The sequence below is a fragment of the Schinkia azotoformans genome (assembly GCF_035811335.1).
Taxonomy (GTDB): domain Bacteria; phylum Bacillota; class Bacilli; order Bacillales; family Bacillaceae_J; genus Schinkia; species Schinkia azotoformans.
In genome coordinates, this window is record NZ_JARSMD010000025.1 from 89,023 (window position 1) to 110,849 (window position 21,827).

Genomic DNA, 21,827 nt, shown 5'->3' on the forward strand with positions numbered 1-21,827 from the left:
TATTATTAAAGTGATTAAAGGTAATTTGAAACACTTAATAACCATAAACCAATCATTGATGTTAATCTAGCGAGAAATTATTCTTCATGATAAATTTATAGAAGTAAATTTAAAGTCCGTTTTAAATGAAAGGAGGCAACCTAGTGAAAATTAAACTCAATCAAAAAATCATCAAAGAGCGTTGTGGGGCTGTCTCCTTTAAAAGAGGAGAGGCCTTTTATCGTAACGGAAAAGTAGTGATAGAAGAAGTAACTCCTACTTCATTACAAGCTATAGTCCATGGAGTCGAGTATTTCCAAGTTCACCTTGAGAAAGATTCAGAAGGATTTCAAGCAACCTGTAGCTGCCCTTCACTTTCTTCTATAGATAAAGATTGCCAACATGTTGCTGCGGTATTACTTGCTTGGCAGCATCATCAGCAAGATATGAAACAAGGAGAGCATACTGCCGCTAACCAAACAGAGGGAGAGCTATCGGAAGGGTTGCTACAATTATTTGAGTCGAAACAACCATTAAAAAGTGGACAACAACTCCATTTTGAAAATAGACAAGTACTGGAAACAATTATTTTCTGTAAAGGCATTGCCGCTCGGGGAAATACCCGATTTGGTATCGAAATTTCCATTGCAGCACAGAGAGTAGCCGATATTCGTGATTTTCTAGAAAGTGTTAAGGAAGGAAGATGTCACACCCTCTCAAACGAATTCCAATACGACCCAAATAAACATTGTTTTGATAGTGTAACCAACGCTATTATTGATCAGCTCATTCTTGTTATGGATGACGAAAAAATGTATCATCAGGCATTACCAACTACGGCGGTTCATCAGGACAAAAGGATGTTACTTGTTCCGGCATCATTCTGGAAAAATGTCGAACCGCTATTAGTACGTGCCCCACAAGTAAACTTACAATATAGTGGAAAAAGCTATCAACAATTCCGTGTTACCGATGAACCGTTGCCGTTAACATTTGAATTTACGGGTACAGAAGAAAACGGGTACCAACTCATTATTCACGGTCTGAGCCAGATGATGATTTTAAAAGAATATGACACCGTCCTTTTTGCTGGAAAAGCCGTTGTTATAAAAAGAGGAGAAGTGGAACGGCTCCATGAATTAAAGCGAATACTGGAGAATTCCAGAACGAATGAAATTCTAATACCCAGTCATCAATTGAAATATTATTTGGAAAAACTATTGCCAATCTTAAGAAATATAGGGGAGGTTCATTTATCCGGGGATATTACCGCACAGCTTCATAAAACTCCGTTACAGGCAAAGCTCTATTTAGATCGTGTGAAAAATCGCCTGCTAGCAGGACTAGAGTTTCATTATAAAAATGTTGTCATCAATCCACTAGATTATCGGCAACCAAAAGTAGGATCGATGGTTATTCGAGATATGGAGAAGGAAGAAGTCATTCTTAAACTGATGGAGGAGAGCCAGTATAGCCAAACGGAAAGTGGCTACTATTTACAAAATGAAGAATTAGAATATAACTTTTTGTACCATGTATTACCGAAATTGCAGAAAGTCGTACAGGTGTATGCGACAACTGCCGTACGGATACGGATTGTACCAAAAACTACGATACCGAAAATCAAGGTGAGGCATTATAAGGAACGGAACCACTTGCTTGAGTTTTCGTTTAAGATTGACGGTATTCCCGAGACGGAGATCAAAGAAGTCTTAGCAGCACTGGAAGAAAAACGGAAGTACTACCGCCTGCGTGATGGTGCGTTGCTATCTTTAGAGACGAAAGAGATGGAAGAAATCAAACGTTTCTTGCATGCTGTCCCTGTTCAAGACGATGAATGGGAAGAGCGCTTCGAAGTACCTGTTGTCGAAGGACTTAGGCTACTTAATTATTTTGAGGATAATGATGTTGTATCACACGAAGCATCATTTCGGGAGTTTATAGAGAAACTTCAACATCCAGAACGATTGCAGTTTAACGTTCCAGCGCAGCTAGAGGGAATTTTGCGAAACTATCAAAAGCACGGGTTTAATTGGATGAAAACTCTTGCTAGTTATGGATTTGGAGGAATTCTGGCAGACTCAATGGGACTTGGGAAGACGGTTCAAAGCATCGCCTTTATTTTATCTGAACTTTCGATTATTAGTGAAAAAGGACAACCGGCCTTGATTGTGTGTCCTTCGTCTGTTACGTACAATTGGCAAAGCGAAATTATGAAATTTGCACCCGATATTGGGACGGTAATTATGGATGGGACCAAGTCTGAACGAGTAAAACTGCAAACCGAACTTGACGGTATAGACGTGCTTATCACAAGTTATCCTTTATTACGAAGTGATCTGAGTTGGTACGTGAAGCAGGAATTTCATGTTGTATTTTTTGATGAAGCACAAGTGTTTAAAAATCCCCTTACCCAAACCGCTCGTGCTGTGAAAAAACTACAGGCAAATCATCGTTTTGCTTTAACGGGCACACCGATGGAAAACGCGTTGGAGGAACTATGGTCTATCTTTCATGTCGTTTTTCCCGAATTATTTCTAGGATTAAGAGAGTATAGTGAATTAACGAATAAACAGATTGCGCGGAGGATTCGCCCCTTTATGCTGCGTAGGGTCAAAGAGGATGTTCTTGATGAATTACCTCGGAAAAAGGAAGTATTGGAAATGAGCGAATTACTACCAGAACAGAAGAAACTTTATGCTGCTTATCTGGCAAAACTACGTCATAAAACTCTAAAACATTTGGATAAGGAAACGATAAGGAAGAATCGTATTAAAGTCCTAGCTGGTTTAACGAGACTGCGTCAAATTTGCTGTCATCCTCGACTTTTTGTAGATGGTTATACAGGAACTTCGGCAAAATTTGAACAGCTACTGCAGATTGTTGAAGATGCAAGACGTTCCGGACGTCGTCTGTTGATTTTCTCTCAATTTACGAAGATGCTACAAATGATAGGGCAAGAACTAGCTATTCAAGAAATCTCTCATTTCTATTTAGATGGGCAGACTCCATCAGAGGAGAGGCTTGAGTTATGTAATAGGTATAATGCTGGTGAACGTGACATATTTCTGATTTCCTTAAAGGCAGGTGGGACAGGACTTAATTTAACCGGTGCAGACACCGTTATCTTTTATGATAGCTGGTGGAATCCTGCCGTCGAAGAACAAGCGGCAGACCGCGCACATCGCATAGGCCAAAAACAAACAGTTCAGGTAATCAAGCTTGTAGCCAAAGGGACAATTGAGGAAAAGATGAATGAATTGCAAGATAGGAAGCGGCATCTGATAGAGGAAGTCATTAATCCGAAAAATGGACATTTGGTGACACTTACAGAAGAAGATATTCGGGATTTGTTGAGTTAGCTTGTTAGTCATCAACCGAAATGGAACACGGGAACCGAACTGTCACCGTGTTCCTATAAAATAAAATACTGAACAAAAGTAAAAAATGCTAAAAAAGAAAAGTTATAGAAACTAAATGTTAGTAAATACTTTTTTGTCTCTTTAGGGTTTACCTGAATATATAGTTTGTAAGAGATGACGCTGGCCATCGAAGCGATGATCGTTCCTAATCCCCCGATATTCACTCCCAATAATAATGGTTTCCAATCGATCGTGAATTCTGCAAGAAGGATTGAGGCAGGGACATTACTGATCAATTGGCTTAACAAAATAGAGCTGAAATAGACTGAACTTGAGTCTTTTAGACTTGCACTAGCAACCGCCTGTACAGCATTTGTATGCGAGATGTTTCCAACAAAAATAAAAAGACAAATAAAAGTTAAAAGCAAAGAATAATCGATCTTCATCAATAATTTTTTATTAAAAAGAAAGACGGTTACCAAAGTGACGACGAACGCAATTTGATCACTTATGACCCCGAAAATAGACATAATGATGACAGCTAAGACTAGTCCCCAAATCATTGCTGTTTTTCGATTCTTGACCCGTATTGGAGCCAGATTCACTTTCAATTGCTTCCCATGAAGTCTATCAATCAAAAAATAAAGAGCTACAATTCCAAGAACTGCGATGGAGAAGGCGGTGTTAAAAAAAGTCGTCGGGTTTAGCCCATAATGAGCATAGATAAATAAATTCTGTGGATTTCCCATGGGTGTCAAGCTGCTCCCAATATTGGCAGCAATGGTTAGCAGAATAATCGTCTCCATCATGGGCGTACTTGTCCGTTTGCTGATAACAAGGGTCAATGGTACAAAAGTCAGTAACGCCACATCGTTTGTGACAAACATTGAACTGAAAAAACATAAGAAAATGAGTATAGCTGAAACAGATTTACTACTATTACATCTACTTACGATGCTGATCGCAATTTTGTCTAGTACTCTATGTTCATCCAGTGCTTTAATCGCAATCATAAGACTAAATAAACTGACCAAAACATGAATATTAACATACTCCAATTTTGGAGGATGAATGAAACAGCTTGCAATTGCTAATAAAAGCGAAATCGTAAACACCTTGTCTTTTATGAAAAAGCTAAAATTTATATTGATTTTTTTTTTATTTTGAATGAGTACAGATTCTTTCACAGCCCACCACCAGCAACTTTATATAGTACGAAAACAATGATATGATTCTACCATGTACTTTTCAGGTTGGGAATAAGTTAAATGCAAGTGATTTATTTTGAAAAAAAGAACTGATGAATTGTGAAATTTTTAAAACCATCTGATATTTTAAGTGGAAATACGTTTAGTTATTTAGAAGTTTTCAATGTGACAGATGGGTTGGCGCTTGGCACTAAAGAAAACGGTGTACTATATTATATTGAAGATCTTTATTGCATGAATCCTAGCTGTAAATGTAATGATGTTGTTCTTATATATACAGAAAATAAGGAAATTGAAAGTGAAAAAGGAGCTCATTATGCAGTTAGACTATCATTAAAAAAGAAAAATTTCGAGATTCTTGATACGAATGGGGTTACTAAGAAAGAAGTAGAAGATCTTATTAAGAATTCCATGAAAAATAATAACGAAACAATAGAGTTTTATAAGAAGCTTTATCTAGAAATGAAGGAAGCGGGAAAGAAAGTTTTACACGGGGGAAACTCAGATGACAACAACATAACTGAATCTTCACAGAAAACACTTAAGGAACAATTACGTGAGCTACAGTCTAGCAGTATCATATGGATAATTGAAGTCGTATAAGATCGAATTAGAAAGCAACGTTGCCGGTTAAATGAGGCTGATATACAAATGGCGAATGGACAGAAAATTGTCAAACAAGGAATTTACGAAGAAATTATCAATACAAAACTTAAAAGCGAACTAGCTACATTAGATATAGATAATTACGAAGTAGGGAAGGAGTCACTTGATCCTGAAGAAGCCAGAAAACTACTATCATCGTATATATCGGCCGTAACTAGGCGTGCTCTTAAATTAAAGAATTAAAAATAGAAGAGGAAGGCGAAGTGCTTACCTCTGTCTATTCAAAACTGAATTCGATTAGAAGCATCAAAGAAAGGTGAAGTGATTCGTCTCGTTACGCCGATTTCGCAAAGTTCGTTATTTACCGGCTCTAATTATGAGCTGAACATGCTGGGAGAATTGAAAAAGGAAATTCTAACTGCTGATTCTATCGATCTGCTCGTTTCATTTATCAAATGGAGCGGCTTACGTTGTATTATAGAAGAACTCCAAACTTTTACTAATTAGCCAGGCAAAGAACTAAGGGTCATAACTACATCGTACATGGAAGCCACGGATTATAAGGCGATCATCGAACTGAGCAAGCTGCCAAATACTGAAATCAAAATTTCTTATGATGTTGATCGCACAAGGCTCCATGCCAAAGCTTATATGTTCAAAAGAGAAACAGGCTTCAGCACTGCCTATATCGGCTCATCCAATCTTTCAAATCCAGCTTTAACGTCAGGGCTTGAATGGAATATTAAAGTAACTGAAAAAGATTCATATAATTGAGGTGTATAAGGTGGATTTACAATTACAAGGAAAAAATGTACTTATTACTGGCGGATCGAAAGGAATTGGAAAGGCGATTGCAAAGGTTTTTCTTACAGAAGGTGCTAATGTGGCGATTGCTGCGCGCAGTGTTGATTTTTTAAAAAAGGCAAAAGAAGAATTGGGTGATGGGGTTACTATTTTTCAGTCAGATATTACAAAAACTGAAGAACGCGAAAAGCTAATTCGATCTTTTGTCGAAAAGAAGGGCTCCATTGATATTCTTGTTAATAATGCTGGTGGTAGTAACGGTGGAACAGTAATAGAAACAGACCTGGATTTATTTCATGTAGCGATGGAGCTGAATTATTTTTCAGCTGTTCATTTAAGTAAATTAGCTGTTGAGCAGATGAAGAAAAATGGCAGCGGGGCTATCATTAATATTACTTCGATTTTCGGAAGAGAAAGTGGTGGGAAGGTTACGTATAATAATGCAAAAGCCGCTCTTATTAGCTTTACCAAGTCGCTCGCTGATGAAGTGATCCGTTACGGTATTCGCGTAAACAGTGTTGCGCCAGGAAGTATTCTTCATGATACGGGAAATTGGAAAAAGCGAATGGAAGAAAGTCCGGAAAAAATTAAGGCATTTGTGGAAAATGAAATTCCTGCAGGACGTTTTGGCGCAGTTGAAGAAGTTGCTAATGTTGTGGCTTTTCTTGCTTCTGAGAAGGCCTCTTGGATTGTTGGAGCAAGCCTCAATGTGGATGGTGGACAATCAAGGATGAATTTCTAGGTCTAAAGTACCATATTCACAAGTATTTACAGGTGAAAATGTCTTTATATACATGTTATATTGTATTTACGCGGTACGAAAGATACACAATATCGCAAAAATTATCCTGCATTGTACGTGACTCATTCTTGTTTAAAACCGTACTATTTTTTCGGGATTCCAATATGAATTGACTGATGCCATGCCTGTATTTCAGGATCGCAGACAGGTCAAACTGCGGAAACCCACCTGCGAGAGCGGGTTTATAAAACAATTTGGGATAAGGCATAGGTGGGACTCAACTTTTCTAACGACATAATTATATTTAGATAATAATTCCATACCGTGGTAGGCGGGGAGCTAGCGGTGCCCTGTAATTCGCAATCCGCTTTAGCGAGGCTGAATTCCTTTTCTGCTGTATGACAGTGTAAGGTTTGCCTTATGTAAGCGGTGTTGACCTTCGGAGTCCTCGCAACAGATACCCATCAGATTGGTCAGGTCGGGAACGAAGCAGCCATAAGTGGTCATTTCTGTGTGTCGAAGGATTGCTCTGAATGAGCTTGCTGCATGAGTAACACTTATATTTCGATATCAATGATAGGTTCACGGTTTGTTTAACTTTACTTAAGACTTAAACGCTAGTTCTATTTAGGAATTAGCGTTTATTATTTTATTTAATGAATTAAAAGCAGGATTTATTAGATATTTGTCGAAATTTAAATAACAAACACGATCTCCACTCTAAATTCCACTAATACCATCCGAAACAGACCTTATTCCAAACCATTTTCAAAATAAAGAAGTTACGAAACAATTTCATATGAACAATGTTCTAAAATCCCATGTATTTGTTTAAAGTTTTTTCGTGTTACAATGAAGTAAATATTGACGGAATTCGAACGGATTAGACAAAAATATTTTTGAAGGGAGAAAAAAGATGAATACGGAACAAATGTTTAAGGAATTAATGAATGAAATTAAAGGCATGAAAGAGGATATAAAAGGTCTTAAAGAAGATAATCAAAGTATCAAATCTCAATTAGAAGAGAATACACAATTAACCAAAGCTATTCACCATCGCCAAGAAGAATCTGACGCCAAATTGGAAAATCTTTCAATGGACATGCATCTTATGCGTGGCGAACTTTCATCTCTTAAAGAAGGACAAGAACGGCAGGATAAAATTCTTGAATCCTTAGCTCTGCGCTCCCTTGAACAAGAAACAGAGCTACGGGAATTGAAAAGAATTAAATAAGATTTTCCTACAATACTTTAAACAAAAATAAGGAGTGTTAGAAATGGCAGTTATTTTGCAGGTTGATTTTAAAATGGAGGGACCATTTGGTCAAGAGATGGCTGAAGGTTTTGCTGGTCTAGCGAAGAGCATTAATGAAGAAGAAGGCTTTTTGTGGAAAATTTGGACTGAGAACAGTGATGCTAAAGAAGCCGGCGGCATTTATTTGTTTGAGACAAAGGAAGCAGCCCAAAAATATTTGAACATGCATACGGAAAGGTTAAAAGGCTTTGGCATTGATCCTGTTAACGCTAAAATTTTTGAAGTGAATGAGGAGTTAACAAAGATTAATCATGGGCCACTCAAGTAGACGTAGTGGTTGAAAAGCGACAATAATGAAGCAATACCTCCGAATACAAAGGACTATTCTGTATTCGGAGGTATTGTTTTTTGTTTTTGGCTGTTTTCGTAAACTTTGTTCTTTATGGAAGAAAAGCAGAGGTTTATTCATTTAGAATTAGAGCTACACTACGAAAAAGCTGGCACCCCCTTGGAAGGGTAACAAATAGTTTTCCGGTTATTTGCAAAATGGAGCTCATTTCGGATTAAATAAGCGGAGGTTTTCCTGTTATTCAAAGAAAAGTCGCCCAATTTTGCGGTTTAAAATCAAATTGGCGGAATGTTTCCGTCTATTTATTAGAACGAACCTTAAAAAAGGTAGCAAAAGGCAAAATATCTTAGATAAGAGCCTTGTTTTTAAATCAGTAATGAAATATATTTAAAAATTGATTTCTATCAAATCGATAATGATAATCGTTATCATATAATTAATTTAGAAAATAACATTTCTACTATCTATACTAGGGGTGGTTAGAATGGAAAAGATCCTGATGGTTTATTGTAGTATGACTGGAAATACTGAGACAATTGCTGGATTGGTGGAGGAAGGTATTACGGAGAGTGGTTTTGATGTAATACGAAAGGATGCGCTTGAGGTTGATGCACATGAGATCAACGACTACGAAACAGTTATACTGGGTTCCTACACATGGGGGGATGGAGAAATCCCAGACGAATTCCTTGATTTTTGTGACGGAATACGTGGATTAGATTTCACAGGCAAAAAATTTGCTGTATTCGGTTCGGGTGATACATCTTATGATGACTTTTGTGGGGCGGTTGACATCATAGAAAAAATGATTGAAGAAAATGGCGGAATAATAGTATTGGAAAGCTTGAAGGTGGAACAGTATCCGGATGAAAACGATGAAGAACGGTGCAAGGAATTTGGAAAAAGATTTGCTGAATCGGTAAACAGTATTTAAATCATGGCTCGGCCCCTGTGCCGCCATGTGATTTAGAACCCTTAATTTAAAATTCGGAAAAAATTTATCTATTTTTTGTAAAAGTTTCCCGTATAATAAATTTAAGTAGGAGTACTACAGATATCTGCAGTGCTCCATTTTTAATATGTAAATAAAGGAGGAGAAATCATCGATGTCTAATGATAATGAGGTTGTATTAGATAAAGAAAAACAAAATGAATTAAAAAAGATGAAGCTTGAAAGGAAAGAAGGAGAACCCACTTCAGCCTTTAAAGGCGCTTCTTGGGGAGCACTGTTAGTAGGTGTTTCGGCCTATCTCATCGGTTTATTTAACTCGACGATGCAACTGAACGAGAAAGGTTATTACTTTGCAATTTTAATATTTGGACTTTATTCAGCGGTATCTTTACAAAAAGCTGTAAGAGATAAAGACGAGGGGATCCCAGTTACGGGTATTTATTATGGAATCAGTTGGGTTGCACTTATTGTATCAATATCATTGATGGCCATCGGTTTATACAATGCAGGAAGTTTGGTTTTAAGCGAAAAGGGATTTTATGGGATGGCGTTCGTCCTTAGTTTATTTGCTGCGATTACGGTCCAAAAGAATATTCGAGATTCACAGAGGGCAAGAGAAAGGGATTGAGTGATAAAAAAGCGTCGCTAATCGCAGGGTAATTAACAACGCTTTTTCGATTTAAGCAAACCTCTCAATCATAAAATCAATAAAATACCTGCTGGAAAGTGGCAGGATTTTTTTATTTTTATACGCAATTCCAATCGTTCGGATGATTGGCGGAGAGATTTTCTTCTTCACTAATTCGTAACTGACTCGATTAAGGACCAATTCGGGCAAGATGGAAATGCCAAGACCGTTTTCGACCATAGACATAATTGTATAGTCGTCGTGGACCCGGTATTGGGTATTCGGCTGCAATTCGTTTTGTTTAAAGATTTCGAGGGGCTCGCTTAATTCGCCTTCGTCCAAAAGGATAAATGGCTCGTGTGATAATTCTTCTAAAGTGACATTTTCTCGGGACGCCAGTGGATGATTGCATGGTAGCACAGCCAGCATTTCGTCATCTTTTAAAGGAACTGTTGGTAGGTCCGTAACAGCATCAGGATTGACGAATCCAAAATCGACACTGCCATCCTTGATACTTTTAACAATACTTGTGTATTCCCCTTGCTGCAGTTGAAAGTGAACAGATGGATAGATCACTTTAAAGTCTTTGATTAACCGAGGCAGCCAATTACAGGAAACACTTGAGAAAGTTCCAATGCGAATGAGCCCGCCTTCAAGCCCTTGCATTTCTTTTTTCTTCTCCAAAAGCTCCCAATAGGCATTACTTACGTTCGTAATATATGGTAGAAACTGTTCGCCATCAGGTGTTAGGCTGACCCCTTTTCTGGAACGGAATAATAGTGTTGTCGAAAGCTCATCCTCTAGGGTTTGGATCAATTGGCTAACTGCTGATTGTGTATATCCTAATTCTTCAGCTGCTTTTGTAAAGCTTCCTTTTTCAATTACCTTCATAAAAGCTTCATAGTGTTTCATCCGAACTAAACCTCCGTTATTTACATAAGTAACTCTAATGCATTAATCATATATATTAATTTTACTTATTGTCAAACTATGTGATAAAATCAGAACAATTTGGTAGATTTGATGATTTGGAGGATATTTTGATGAATTCGAATATTAAAGAATGGAAAAGGGGTGTTAAGGACGGCATTCCAATTGCGCTAGGCTATTTGGCAGTTTCTTTTACGTTTGGAATTATTGCTAAACAAGCAGGGTTAAATCCGTATGAAGCTATTTTCATGTCGGCAACCAATTTAACTTCTGCTGGCCAATTTGCTGGTCTTACCTTGATTGCTGCAATGGCAACGATGGTGGAAATTGCTGTCACACAGCTCATCATAAATTCGAGATATATTCTCATGTCTTTCGCCTTGTCGCAAAAAATTGATTCGAATACGTCGTTGTTCCATAGATTGCTAATGGCATACGGAATAACAGATGAAGTATTTGGTGCGTCAATGGCCGTTAGAGGGAAGCTAAGTCCTTATTATGTATACGGCTTAGTTAGTGTAGCGATGCCAGGATGGGTTTTGGGTACATTTCTGGGCGTAGTTTCAGGGAATATTTTACCTTCAAGAGCAACCAGTGCATTAAGCATTGCACTCTATGGGATGTTGATCGCGGTTATCATTCCACCGTCAAAAGGGAACAAATTGCTATCCGGAGTTATCTTGGTGTCGATGGTGGCAAGTCTACTGTTTGCAAAACTTCCAGTATTTCACACCATATCTTCTGGAGTGAAAATTATTGTGTTAACTATAGTAATAGCAGGGATTGCGGCAGCATTGTTTCCTGTAAAAGAGGAGGCTATACATGAAGGCTAGCGTTGTATTATACATTTTAATGATGGCCACGGTGACCTATATCATCAGGGTACTGCCGTTAACACTGATTAGGAAAGAAATCAAAAATACGTTTATTAAATCATTTTTGTATTATGTACCCTATGTAACACTGGCGGTCATGATTTTTCCAGCTATATTGAATGCAACTGCATCCCAGTGGTCAGCCTTAATTGGATTTGTTGTTGCTATTATATTAGCCTATTTGGGCGGTAGTTTGATTAAGGTTTCTATTCTTTCGTGTCTAGCTGTGTTTGTTGTTGAGCTGTTTATATATTAAGTGGACAAGCTTATTCATAGTATAATTTGTTCCAATTTTAAACAATATAAGGGGGTATCTTAAATTACCTACTGGAGGATTAAAAATGAAATTAGCTGCACACGAATTGCATGATTTAAATGAATTAACAATGAGTTGTGTTAACTCCATCACGAATATGGGATATATGCTGCATCATGTACAGTGCCCTGAATTTAAGCAAATTCTTGAAAGACATTTTCCATTCCATGTACGGGACTATAACATGAAGGTTGAATTTTTAAATAAGACAGAGGGTGCGAAGCGGGAACTCCCCTTGTTAAAAGAAGATAGACAAGTCCCTGATTCCTACATGCAAATCGTGGCACCGGCTCCAGCCGTTCAGCCAAGAACGATGATCGAGAATATGAATGACCGCGAAATGGCTACGGCCTACCTTTTAACGTTAAAAAGAGCAGGGCGTGAATATGCTTGGGCAGCAATGGAGATGGTTAATCCAGAAGTTCGTTCATTCTGTCAAACAGCATTTATGATGAGTTGCGCTCATGCCTATGACATGTGGCAGTATATGGCATCAAAAGGCTATTATCCGGTTGAAAATGCAAACCCTACTGACATCGCTAAAATTGGATCTATGTATCAGGTTATCCCGGAAAATCAATCGCAAATCCAGCAATATATGGTGAATTATCAAAATCCGATTGCAGGAAATAGTGATCAACTATATCAATAAGTGGGCTAAAGCCTTATTTCCAAGTTGTTGATCTGTCTTCGGACTGAATTTAGGTATTGAGTGCGTCTTCAGTCCGAAGTGAAATATTTATCACAAAATCTAAGGTGCTTCGTCCCATGACTTTTTAGATTGTAGTCATATTGCATCCTCTTTTTTCGATTTTACGAAGAAAAATATAAAGATTACCAACGGAAGTGCAATTAGAAAAATGCTTCCCTTTGATGGTTGTAGAGTTGGAATATCCGTTAACGCCATTATATATCACTCACTTTGTCAATTTTTCAACTAAATTAGGGTCCACATGAAAGTGTCGATCGACGATTCTTTGAAAAAAACGATATTCATTTTTCATTGTAGGAAGGTTTGGCTCAGGCATAGGAACACCAAATATTGGACCTCCTACATTAATAGTAAATGATCCCGGTGCAATAAAGCTACCTGTTACACGGAGTTCATCGCCTATTAATAAAAGCGCGAGAACGATATCAATGATATCGATAATTAAATTCACAGTTTGACTGCCCGTTTTACTTTCTATTCTACTCGCCCCTGTTAGGGGTCCCCCTAAGGAAGCCCGAAATCCTCCCGGCGTAACAAAAACTCCAATAATGGTTATTTGCCCAGTTAATAATAACACGGCTGTAACGATCGCAATTTCACGCTGAATTGTTAAAATGATTTGTTGATCCTTTTCTAATTCATCGTTTATTTTCATAATCGTTACACCCTCCCAATCTATGTTATTCGTCGTTTAGTCGGATGTTGCGACCATATTTTTTTAAAAAAATATATATGGGGCTTGTTTTCTAACGAGTTTTTTGATGTATAAACCTGTCCTTCTTATTAAATAAGGGCATTTTTTCCATAATAGCTTCATAAATCTTAACCGGAGAGGTAAATTATTTTGGAAACAGGACCAAGTTTCCCTGTGGAGTTGAAAAATATGCAAAACCTTTTGAGGATTTTGGAAGTCGTTCAAAATTCAACAGAAAAGTGGATCATTGCAACGATTATTAATGTTGATGGATCAGCGTACCTAAAGGAAGGTACATTGATGCTGATATCGGAAAGTGGTCAAACGGTAGGGATGATTTCACCGGGATGCTTAGAGGAAGACCTCGTTATAAGGTGCAAAGAGTTATTCTTGTCAAAACGTCCACAAACAGTCACGTATGATTTAAGAAGTATTGATGACATTGGATGGGGGCAGGGTATAGGCTGCAATGGGGTCCTCACCATTCTTTTGGAACCAATCGATGAAAAGCTAAGAAAGGAGCTTTTATTTTTAAAAAATTCATTAGAAAACGGGAAAACTGTACTGCATGAAAAGGAATTTTCGAACGATTCCACTTTAAAATCCTATTCATTTGAGATTGATCACGGACAAGAAATTATTGAAAAAACTAATATTACCCGCATCCAGGAAGGCTTCAAATATACTAACTTATTTACACCACCTCCAGTTCTTCTCATATTCGGCGCAGGGGAAGATGCAAAGCCGCTTGTTACATTAGCTGCCAAAATCGGTTTCTTTCTAAAGCTTTGTGATTGGAGACCCGGCCTTTGCAATGAATATCATTTCCCTTCTGCCAACCAATACTATATTGGGGGATACCCACAAAAAATTATGGATCAAATCACTCTTTCAAAAAATGATTTCGTTGTTATTATGAGTCATAATTTTTCAAAAGATGAAGAGTTTCTGAAAAACATAATAAACTATGATGTTCGTTATATTGGAATATTAGGTTCTGAGACAAGAACAAAGCGGTTATTAAAAGGAAAAGAGTATAAAAACAATCTTTATTATCCAATTGGTCTGTCTATTGGGGCAAAAGGCAGTGAGGAAATTGCTGTTTCGATTATGGCGGAAATCATTCAAATATTTCGGCGGAGCCATTTGAAATGACAGCAAATCATCGCTCTATTGTAGGTATCTATTTGGCGGCAGGTCGGGGTTCAAGGATGGGTCAAAATAAACTTGTCCTTCCATTAGGAAACCACCCCTTAGGGAGCTACGCCCTTCGAACTGCGTTGCATTCCGAGCTTGACCATATTATCGTGGTTTTCCCTGATGAAGAATGGACGCTTAAAGCATTAAAACCTTATTTCACTGAAAAAATCACCGCGATCCAATGTCCCAATTCCCATCTAGGGCTCTCTTATTCACTTAATTTTGGAATACAATCTTCCCATACCACTGACGTCGCTGGAGTGGTCATTTTATTAGCTGATCAGCCCTTTATTCATTTCGAAATGATTAATAGTCTAATAAACATATTCCAACAGGAAAAAGTAGACTATGTCGCGTCAAGCTTTAACAATATTATTAGACCACCATTTCTTATTGGGAAACAGTTATTCCCGCTTTTACAACAATTAAAGGGAGATAATGGCGCTAAGAAATTGCTAACAGGTAATTCAGTTCTTAATGGAAGAGTCCTACCCTACGAAAATCAAAGGCTGTTTTTTGATATTGATACGATGGAAGAGTATGAAGAGGCTTTGAAAAGGGGTGAAGCAAATTGCATATCCTTGGAAAGGGAGTAATTCGTAAAGAATCTTTTGAAAAAGTGACCGGAAATGCAAAGTATACTGGTGATTATTTTATAAAAGAATCGCTTCACGGACATCTTTTAATTAGTCCTTATGCTCATGCCCTTATTAAGGGCTTAGATGTAACGAAGGCTGAAAAACTCCCCGGTGTCAGGGCCATTGTCACGGGAGGAAATTTGCCACTTACAGGGGAGGAAATGCGGGACCGGCCACCAATTGCGACAGAGCGGGTTCGTTTCCATGGTGAGGTAGTGGCTATTGTTGTAGCGGATACACCGTATCAAGCAGAGCAAGGGGTCCATGCTATTCAGGTTCAATATGAACCGCTTCCTGTAGTTAATTCCCCTTCCGAAGCATTGAAGTCCGATGCACCGCTCCTTCATCCGCGAATAGAGGAATATGAAAAAATCCAAGGAGTTTACCCTGTACCGGGCACAAATATTGCGACTTTGACGAAGATTCGAAAAGGGGACCGCGAAAAGGGCTGGGAAGAAAGTGAAGTGATTGTAGAGGAGAAATTCGCCTTCAGACCTTCCGATCATGCGGCAATGGAAACGAGATGTTCAATTGCGCAAATACACAAAGATGGAACTGTTGAAATCATATCCTCCTCACAAGCTCCATTTATGATTAAGCGATTAATTGGTCAATATTTTAATATACCTATAGGAAATATTACTGTGAATACGCCGCTTGTTGGTGGAGCCTATGGTGGGAAAGCATCTGTGCAACTCGAAATATTAGCCTATTTGGCTAGCAAAGCGGTTAATGGTAGAATGGTAAAAATTTTGAACAGGCGCGAAGAGGATATGCTTACTTCACCAGGTCACATTGGACTGGAAGCAACGGTAAGGCTTGGCTCGACAAAGGATGGAATTCTAAAGGTTGCTGAACTGCATTACCTTTGGGATGGTGGTGCATATTCAGATAAATCGATTGATTTAAGCCGGGCTGGAGCAGTTGATTGTACAGGTCCTTACAATATTGAGCATATTTGGTGTAATTCCTATTGTATGTATACAAATCATCCATATGCGGCTCCCTTTAGAGGATTCAGCCATTCCGAGGTTCATTTTGTCTTTGAAAGAACAATGGATGTCCTTGCGAAAAAAATAAATATCGATCCCTTAGAGCTTAGGAGTAAAAATGCGATTTTGCCGGGGAATCAGACTCCTACTCAGGTTGTCTTGGATTCCAGTACAGTTGGTAATTTACCGAAATGCATAAGTAAATTAAAAGAGTTGATCAATTGGGAGGAGGGCCAGGTCATTACACTTGATGATTACAGAGTTCGAGCGAAAGGAATTTCCTGCGTCTGGAAAAATTCAACCATTGACCCCAACGCCAGCTCCGGCGTCATTTTGCTTTTTAATTATGACGGTAGTATCAATTTGATTTCTGGTGTTGTTGAAATTGGAACAGGAACAAAAACGGTCCTTGCACAAATATTGGCTGAAAAACTAAAAATGGACATCAATGATATCCATGTTCAATTTACTGTCGATACATTAAATACGCCGGAACATTGGAAAACAGTCGCAAGTAGAGGAACGTTTATGGCGGGAAGAGCGGTACTGGAAGCAGCAAACGATGTAATTAGACAGTTAAAAACGATTGCCGCGATAATTCTACGTGCATCAGAAGAGGAATTAGAGGTAGGTTATGGAAAGGTTTTTTTAAAGGCTGATTCGAGTACCTTTATTCCCATTAAAGATATTGCCTATGGCTATACTTATCCAAATGGAAATTCCATAGGCGGACAGATTCTCGGTAGGGGCAATTATATGACAAGGGGGATCACCTACCTGGACAAGGAAACGGGAGCCGGGAAACCAGGACCTGAGTGGACGGTTGGTGCCCAAGGCGTGGAAATTGAACTGGATACGAAAGACTATACGTATAAAATAATTAAGGCTGTCTCTGTTTTTGATATCGGGCAGGTACTCAATATAAAAGGGGCAACCGGCCAGGTCAAAGGCGCAATGAGCATGGGGTTGTCATTCGCGGGGCGAGAAACCTTTCATTTTGATCCACATGGTCGGGTTCTTAATCCACAATTACGAACATATCGTCCGATCAGGTTTGGAGAGCACCCAAACTATGAGGTTGCATTTATTAAGACCCCACACGTCGATGCTCCTTACGGGGCCAGAGGGATCGGCGAGCACGGGCTCATCGGAATGCCGGCTGCTCTTGGAAACTCTTTATCTACGGCATTATCAGCCCACATTAATTTTCTCCCAATCATTCCAGAGTTGCTTTGGAAGATTAAGGAAGGTGGTGAAGACAAATGCTGACGGGTAATATTGAGTACTACAAGCCCGCAACTATGAAGGAAGCTGTGGAGCTCTTTTTTGCTTTAAAGGAAAAAAATAAACAGCCTCTTTATTACTCAGGGGGTACAGAAATATTGACTCTTGGGCGCCTAAATAGGATTGAAGCAAAATCCTTTATTGATATCAAAGGTATTGTAGAATGTCATATATTTGAGTTCAAGAATGATTCATTAATTACTGGCGTGGCCCTTCCGCTAACCTTTATTGAAGAAAAAAATTTATTTCCATTGCTAAGCCAAACTTCAATGGGTATAGCTGACCATACAGCAAGAAATAAAATTACACTTGGTGGAAATTTATGCGGAAAAATTTATTACCGTGAAGCTGTACTCCCATTTCTACTTTGTGAAAGTAAGGTTATCGTTCTCGGTAACGACGGGGTAAAGGCAATTCCGATAGGGGAAATTTTTCATCGCTCCTTTCAGCTTCAAGAAGGGCAGTTTCTCATCCAGCTTCACACGGAAAAGAAATATATCAATCTGCCATTTAAAAGTATTAAGATACGGCAACAATGGGAGACTGGCTATCCTTTAATAACAATTGCCGCTATTAAAGTTGAAAATGAGTTACGCTTTGCTTATAGCGGGTTATGCCGGTTTCCTTTTCGTTCAAAGGAAATGGAGGAAGCGATAAATCAATCAGGCTTGCAGCTTGAGGAAAGAATTGCTAAGGGGCTGGAGTATTTGCCAGCACCAGTTCTTGATGATATCGAAGGTTCGAAGGAGTACCGACTATTTGTCTTAAAAAATACTTTAAGAAAAATCATTGTGGAAATGGAGGGGAAGTAGTGATTCAAAAGCCGTACACAAAAATAAGTGTTCCCATAGAAATCAACGGAGAAGTCCGCCAAGTCGATTTCCGTCCGGCAGATACGCTTCTTAGTGTACTTCGAAATCAGCTTTCATTAACTGGATCTAAACCAGGCTGTCTTAATGGTGACTGTGGTGCTTGCTCCGTTATTGTCAATGATACGGTATATAAATCCTGTATTATGCTGGCAATTGAGGCCATTGACGCAAAAATCACGACAATAGAGGGTTTACATGATACACCCATTCAAAAAGCATTTGTTAAACACTTTGCTTTCCAATGTGGTTATTGCACGCCCGGGTTTATTATGAATTGCCATGCATTACTGCAAAAGCATCCTCAACCAACTTATGATGTGATCAAAGAATGGCTCTCTTCCAATATATGTCGGTGCACGTGCTACCAGGAAATCGAAGAAGCGGTGTTAGATGTTATAGAAAACAGAGAGTAGTGGGTGGGGTGAGCCACGGGTCGGGTTCTCCGTCCCCATTGGGTACTCTACCCGACCCTGTGTCCCAAAGTGACTTTCGCAAAGTTCCAATTAATTTAATTAATTTCGAATTAAATAATCAAATGCCCCTAAAGCCGCTGTAGCACCTGATCCCATTGAAATAACAATCTGCTTATATGGATTTGTTGTGCAGTCACCAGCAGCAAAAACACCAGGGATGTTTGTTGCACCACGATTATCAACGATGATTTCACCCATACGATTACGTTCAACAGTTCCTTCTAGCCAATCTGTATTTGGTACAAGACCAATCTGTACGAATACTCCAGCTAATTCAATATGCTTTTCAACCCCTGTGTCACGTTCAATATAGGTGATCCCATTGACTTTATCTGTTCCTGTAATTTCCTTTGTTTGGACATTCTTAAGAACAGTTACGTTCGGAAGGCTAGTTAATCGTTCTTGTAAAACGGAATCAGCTTTTAGCTCTGGCATAAACTCTAGAACTGTTACATGCTTAACAATACCTGCAAGGTCAATGGCTGCTTCAATACCAGAATTACCTCCACCAATAACAGCCACATCTTTACCTTCGAACAATGGACCGTCACAGTGAGGGCAGTAAGCTACGCCTTTGTTCTTATATTCCGTTTCGCCCGGTACGCCGACATTACGCCAACGGGCCCCAGTTGAAAGGATGACCGTTTTGCTCTTTAGAACAGCACCGTTCTCCAGTTCAACCTCAATAAGGTCTTTCTTTTCTAAACGCTTCGCACGCTGTAAATTCATGATATCAACATTATATTCTTTTACGTGCTCCTCAAGACTTGCTGCAAGCTTAGGGCCTTCTGTGTGCTTAACACTTATAAAGTTTTCAATTCCTAATGTATCCATAATTTGACCGCCAAAACGCTCTGCAACAATGCCTGTACGAATACCTTTACGTGCTGCATAGATGGCTGCACTTGCTCCTGCAGGACCGCCACCGACAACAAGAACATCAAATGGCTCTTTGTCAGCAAATTCAGATGCATCGGGTGCAGAGCCAAGCTTAGCTAGAATTTCTTCAAGAGACATACGTCCGCCTCCGAAGTTTTCCCCATTTAGGAACACCGTTGGTACGGCCAGGATGTTTCTGCTTTCAGCCTCTTCTTTATAGGCCGCACCATCGATCATTGTATGTGAAATATTCGGGTTTAGTACACTCATGATATTCAATGCTTGGACAACGTCGGGACAATTGTGGCAGCTTAGGCTAACAAATGTTTCGAAGCGATATTCGCCTTTAATATTTTTAATTTGCTCAATGACTTTTTGATCAACTTTTGGAGCTCGGCCGCTGACCTGTAATAGAGCCAACACTAAGGAAGTGAATTCGTGACCAAGAGGGATCCCGGCAAAAGTAATACCCGTATCTTCACCAATTCTATTAACACTAAAGCTCGGTGTTCTTTCTAATTGAGTGTGTTCGATTTTAATTCTAGATGACATAGAGGATAGTTCTTCCATTAAAGCTAACATATCTTTCGATACGTCGTCAGAACCTACGCTAACTTTAAGTAGAATTTCTCCCTCCATTAATTGAAGATATTGTTCTAATTGCGCTTTTATATCGGCATCTAAAATCATTTAAATGCACTCCTCCCATAATATATTCAAGAAACTCCTCAGAAGTTAGTAACAATAATTATTAGTTATTTATAATAATTATAATTATAAATTTATTATTATATATTTCTAAACTATTGTCAATAAATATGATTGAGAAAGGGCCCTAATAATTAATAATATGTAAAATCATAAAAAAGTCACTCTACATTATGTAAAATTAGTAGAGTGACTTTCGGAATTATGCATTGAATTAGATTTTACCTACAAGATCAAGGCTTGGCTTAAGTGTTTGAGAGCCTTCTTGCCATTTTGCAGGGCAAACCTCGCCTGGATTATTACGAACATATTGAGCAGCTTTAATTTTGCTAACAATCGTATTAGCATCACGACCAATGCCACCAGCATTAATTTCAAGTGCTTGAACAACACCGTCTGGATCGATAATGAAAGTACCACGGTCAGCAAGACCATCTTCTTCAATTAATACATCAAAGTTGCGGCTAATTTGGTGTGAAGGGTCACCAATCATAATATACTCGATTTTCTTAATAGTATCTGAAGTATCATGCCAAGCTTTATGAGTGAAATGTGTATCTGTTGATACAGAATATACTTCAACACCAAGTTCCTTTAAAGTTGCATAGTTATTTTGAAGATCTTCAAGTTCAGTAGGACATACAAAAGTAAAGTCAGCAGGGTAGAAACAAACTACACTCCATTTTCCTTTGAAATTTTGTTCAGTTACTTCGATGAACTCTCCGTTATGAAATGCTTGAGCTTTGAATGGTTGTACTTCTTTTCCAATTAAAGACATAATAAAATTCCTCCTAATATTTTTTTGTAAACAATATGTTGTTTTAGACAAATGTCCAAAACTTATTAAATAACCAATAATTAGTTATTTATAATAATTATAATACAGTATTTATTATTATATATTTTTAATTCCTTGTCAACAATAATACTTAATTTCATCCTAAAATTTATAATAATTTTAAAAAAATGGATTATTACATTAAATGAATTAAAATTGATCCTAATGGTTAATTATCATTTATTCATAACATTTCTCATTACTGTATGTAACGAACAATTAGGACTAGATTCAAATATACAATTCCCATTACTTTCTATATTAAAACCTAATAAATATCTTTTTTTGATAGAAAATAAAGAAAAACAGAATGGGAGGTATATTATTGTGAAAAATAGTCAGGATGCCTTTACAATTGTGGGGACCAATATTAATGAAGTAAAAAGTCAAAATGAGAACTCAGGCTTGTCCTATAATGAAGTAAAAGAATGGCTGGTCAAAACATCGAGCGGACGTGGCACCGGAAATTATAGTGATACCGATATTCAAGAAGTGAAAAATTCTATTCAAAATCCCAAAGGATAACATTTA

General features: G+C 38.2%; 21 protein-coding genes, 2 other RNA genes and 1 pseudogene. 19 read left to right on the plus strand and 5 right to left on the minus strand.

Annotation, left to right across the window (positions count from 1 at the left end; translation table 11 throughout):
- Positions 1 to 143 precede the first annotated feature (143 nt).
- On the plus strand, positions 144 to 3,341 hold the full coding sequence (locus P9E47_RS15500) for a DEAD/DEAH box helicase (protein WP_326163931.1): 3,198 nt from the start codon (positions 144 to 146) through the stop codon (positions 3,339 to 3,341).
- A 53-nt stretch (positions 3,342 to 3,394) separates the two neighbouring features.
- On the opposite strand, the gene P9E47_RS15505 is transcribed toward P9E47_RS15500, so the two are convergent.
- The gene (locus P9E47_RS15505; RefSeq protein WP_326163932.1) at positions 3,395 to 4,528 is read right to left on the minus strand and encodes an SLC13 family permease; all 1,134 of its coding nucleotides are present in this window, start codon (positions 4,526 to 4,528) and stop codon (positions 3,395 to 3,397) included.
- A 120-nt stretch (positions 4,529 to 4,648) separates the two neighbouring features.
- Between P9E47_RS15505 and P9E47_RS15510 the strand changes: the two genes are divergently transcribed.
- The 9 genes and pseudogenes from P9E47_RS15510 to yiaA all read left to right on the plus strand — a co-directional run bounded on the left by P9E47_RS15510 (position 4,649) and on the right by yiaA (position 9,885).
- Complete coding sequence (locus P9E47_RS15510; RefSeq protein WP_326163933.1) at positions 4,649 to 5,152, plus strand: hypothetical protein; 504 nt, start codon at positions 4,649 to 4,651, stop codon at positions 5,150 to 5,152.
- 48 nt (positions 5,153 to 5,200) lie between these two features.
- A pseudogene (locus P9E47_RS15515) lies at positions 5,201 to 5,926 on the plus strand (restriction endonuclease PLD domain-containing protein); the annotation flags it as partial.
- A 13-nt stretch (positions 5,927 to 5,939) separates the two neighbouring features.
- Positions 5,940 to 6,701, plus strand: a complete 762-nt coding sequence (locus tag P9E47_RS15520; protein WP_003332032.1) for an SDR family NAD(P)-dependent oxidoreductase — start codon at positions 5,940 to 5,942, stop codon at positions 6,699 to 6,701.
- A gap of 100 nt (positions 6,702 to 6,801) precedes the next feature.
- Positions 6,802 to 6,982, plus strand: a non-coding RNA gene (gene ssrS, locus P9E47_RS15525) — 6S RNA.
- A gap of 41 nt (positions 6,983 to 7,023) precedes the next feature.
- Positions 7,024 to 7,289: signal recognition particle sRNA large type (ffs, locus tag P9E47_RS15530), an RNA gene on the plus strand.
- A gap of 328 nt (positions 7,290 to 7,617) precedes the next feature.
- A complete protein-coding gene (locus P9E47_RS15535) occupies positions 7,618 to 7,935 on the plus strand; it encodes a hypothetical protein (RefSeq protein ID WP_003332031.1) in 318 nt (105 codons plus the stop codon).
- Positions 7,936 to 7,978: 43 nt separating this feature from the next.
- Entirely contained in the window at positions 7,979 to 8,284 is a 306-nt protein-coding gene (locus tag P9E47_RS15540) for a monooxygenase (RefSeq protein WP_003332030.1), read from the plus strand.
- Positions 8,285 to 8,789: 505 nt separating this feature from the next.
- Entirely contained in the window at positions 8,790 to 9,239 is a 450-nt protein-coding gene (locus P9E47_RS15545; protein ID WP_326163934.1) for a flavodoxin, read from the plus strand.
- A 172-nt stretch (positions 9,240 to 9,411) separates the two neighbouring features.
- A complete protein-coding gene (yiaA, locus tag P9E47_RS15550) occupies positions 9,412 to 9,885 on the plus strand; it encodes an inner membrane protein YiaA (protein WP_003332028.1) in 474 nt (157 codons plus the stop codon).
- 51 nt (positions 9,886 to 9,936) lie between these two features.
- Here yiaA and P9E47_RS15555 read toward each other — a convergent pair whose 3' ends face one another.
- The gene (locus tag P9E47_RS15555; RefSeq protein ID WP_003332026.1) at positions 9,937 to 10,797 is read right to left on the minus strand and encodes a LysR family transcriptional regulator; all 861 of its coding nucleotides are present in this window, start codon (positions 10,795 to 10,797) and stop codon (positions 9,937 to 9,939) included.
- 131 nt (positions 10,798 to 10,928) lie between these two features.
- On the opposite strand from P9E47_RS15555, the gene P9E47_RS15560 reads away from it, so the two are divergent.
- The 3 genes from P9E47_RS15560 to P9E47_RS15570 all read left to right on the plus strand — a co-directional run bounded on the left by P9E47_RS15560 (position 10,929) and on the right by P9E47_RS15570 (position 12,658).
- Positions 10,929 to 11,648 (plus strand): AzlC family ABC transporter permease, encoded by a 720-nt coding sequence (locus tag P9E47_RS15560; RefSeq protein WP_326163935.1) that lies wholly within the window; start codon positions 10,929 to 10,931, stop codon positions 11,646 to 11,648.
- Complete coding sequence (locus P9E47_RS15565; protein WP_035194705.1) at positions 11,638 to 11,946, plus strand: AzlD domain-containing protein; 309 nt, start codon at positions 11,638 to 11,640, stop codon at positions 11,944 to 11,946. The genes P9E47_RS15560 and P9E47_RS15565 overlap by 11 nt, the downstream gene beginning before the upstream one ends.
- 85 nt (positions 11,947 to 12,031) lie before the next feature.
- On the plus strand, positions 12,032 to 12,658 hold the full coding sequence (locus P9E47_RS15570) for a spore coat protein (protein ID WP_003332023.1): 627 nt from the start codon (positions 12,032 to 12,034) through the stop codon (positions 12,656 to 12,658).
- Between the two features lie 265 nt (positions 12,659 to 12,923).
- Here the strand turns inward: P9E47_RS15570 and P9E47_RS15575 are convergent, their stop codons facing one another.
- On the minus strand, positions 12,924 to 13,373 hold the full coding sequence (locus P9E47_RS15575; protein WP_003332021.1) for a hypothetical protein: 450 nt from the start codon (positions 13,371 to 13,373) through the stop codon (positions 12,924 to 12,926).
- Positions 13,374 to 13,601: 228 nt separating this feature from the next.
- On the opposite strand from P9E47_RS15575, the gene P9E47_RS15580 reads away from it, so the two are divergent.
- The 5 genes from P9E47_RS15580 to P9E47_RS15600 are packed head-to-tail and all read left to right on the plus strand — an operon-like array spanning position 13,602 to position 18,811.
- Positions 13,602 to 14,567, plus strand: coding sequence for an XdhC family protein (locus tag P9E47_RS15580; RefSeq protein ID WP_326163937.1), 966 nt, complete (start codon positions 13,602 to 13,604; stop codon positions 14,565 to 14,567).
- Positions 14,564 to 15,208, plus strand: a complete 645-nt coding sequence (locus P9E47_RS15585; protein ID WP_326163938.1) for an NTP transferase domain-containing protein — start codon at positions 14,564 to 14,566, stop codon at positions 15,206 to 15,208. The genes P9E47_RS15580 and P9E47_RS15585 overlap by 4 nt, the downstream gene beginning before the upstream one ends.
- On the plus strand, positions 15,184 to 17,511 hold the full coding sequence (locus tag P9E47_RS15590) for a xanthine dehydrogenase family protein molybdopterin-binding subunit (RefSeq protein WP_326163941.1): 2,328 nt from the start codon (positions 15,184 to 15,186) through the stop codon (positions 17,509 to 17,511). Before P9E47_RS15585 ends, P9E47_RS15590 begins: the two co-directional genes overlap by 25 nt.
- Positions 17,505 to 18,338 carry an FAD binding domain-containing protein gene (locus P9E47_RS15595; protein WP_326163942.1) on the plus strand — a complete coding sequence of 278 codons (834 nt, stop codon included), beginning with the start codon at positions 17,505 to 17,507 and terminating at the stop codon, positions 18,336 to 18,338. The genes P9E47_RS15590 and P9E47_RS15595 overlap by 7 nt, the downstream gene beginning before the upstream one ends.
- A complete protein-coding gene (locus P9E47_RS15600; RefSeq protein WP_003332016.1) occupies positions 18,338 to 18,811 on the plus strand; it encodes a (2Fe-2S)-binding protein in 474 nt (157 codons plus the stop codon). Before P9E47_RS15595 ends, P9E47_RS15600 begins: the two co-directional genes overlap by 1 nt.
- Before the next feature lie 99 nt (positions 18,812 to 18,910).
- Here P9E47_RS15600 and ahpF read toward each other — a convergent pair whose 3' ends face one another.
- Together ahpF and ahpC are read right to left on the minus strand one after the other, a co-directional pair.
- Positions 18,911 to 20,440 (minus strand): alkyl hydroperoxide reductase subunit F, encoded by a 1,530-nt coding sequence (gene ahpF, locus P9E47_RS15605; RefSeq protein WP_003332015.1) that lies wholly within the window; start codon positions 20,438 to 20,440, stop codon positions 18,911 to 18,913.
- A 232-nt stretch (positions 20,441 to 20,672) separates the two neighbouring features.
- Positions 20,673 to 21,236: an alkyl hydroperoxide reductase subunit C gene (gene ahpC / locus P9E47_RS15610; protein WP_003332014.1), complete on the minus strand. Its 564-nt coding sequence runs from the start codon at positions 21,234 to 21,236 to the stop codon at positions 20,673 to 20,675.
- 387 nt (positions 21,237 to 21,623) lie between these two features.
- On the opposite strand from ahpC, the gene P9E47_RS15615 reads away from it, so the two are divergent.
- The gene (locus tag P9E47_RS15615; protein WP_326163944.1) at positions 21,624 to 21,821 is read left to right on the plus strand and encodes a gamma-type small acid-soluble spore protein; all 198 of its coding nucleotides are present in this window, start codon (positions 21,624 to 21,626) and stop codon (positions 21,819 to 21,821) included.
- The last annotated feature ends 6 nt before the right edge of the window (positions 21,822 to 21,827 follow it).

Coding starts and splice junctions, on each gene's coding strand:
- P9E47_RS15595 (WP_326163942.1), top strand. CDS start 17,505: ATGCTGACGGGTAATATTGAGTACTACAAGCCCGCAACTATGAAGGAA.
- yiaA (WP_003332028.1), top strand. CDS start 9,412: ATGTCTAATGATAATGAGGTTGTATTAGATAAAGAAAAACAAAATGAA.
- P9E47_RS15585 (WP_326163938.1), top strand. CDS start 14,564: ATGACAGCAAATCATCGCTCTATTGTAGGTATCTATTTGGCGGCAGGT.
- P9E47_RS15565 (WP_035194705.1), top strand. CDS start 11,638: ATGAAGGCTAGCGTTGTATTATACATTTTAATGATGGCCACGGTGACC.
- ahpC (WP_003332014.1), bottom strand. CDS start 21,236: ATGTCTTTAATTGGAAAAGAAGTACAACCATTCAAAGCTCAAGCATTT.
- P9E47_RS15555 (WP_003332026.1), bottom strand. CDS start 10,797: ATGAAACACTATGAAGCTTTTATGAAGGTAATTGAAAAAGGAAGCTTT.
- P9E47_RS15560 (WP_326163935.1), top strand. CDS start 10,929: ATGAATTCGAATATTAAAGAATGGAAAAGGGGTGTTAAGGACGGCATT.
- P9E47_RS15535 (WP_003332031.1), top strand. CDS start 7,618: ATGAATACGGAACAAATGTTTAAGGAATTAATGAATGAAATTAAAGGC.
- P9E47_RS15540 (WP_003332030.1), top strand. CDS start 7,979: ATGGCAGTTATTTTGCAGGTTGATTTTAAAATGGAGGGACCATTTGGT.
- P9E47_RS15545 (WP_326163934.1), top strand. CDS start 8,790: ATGGAAAAGATCCTGATGGTTTATTGTAGTATGACTGGAAATACTGAG.
- P9E47_RS15570 (WP_003332023.1), top strand. CDS start 12,032: ATGAAATTAGCTGCACACGAATTGCATGATTTAAATGAATTAACAATG.
- P9E47_RS15580 (WP_326163937.1), top strand. CDS start 13,602: ATGCAAAACCTTTTGAGGATTTTGGAAGTCGTTCAAAATTCAACAGAA.
- P9E47_RS15575 (WP_003332021.1), bottom strand. CDS start 13,373: ATGAAAATAAACGATGAATTAGAAAAGGATCAACAAATCATTTTAACA.
- ahpF (WP_003332015.1), bottom strand. CDS start 20,440: ATGATTTTAGATGCCGATATAAAAGCGCAATTAGAACAATATCTTCAA.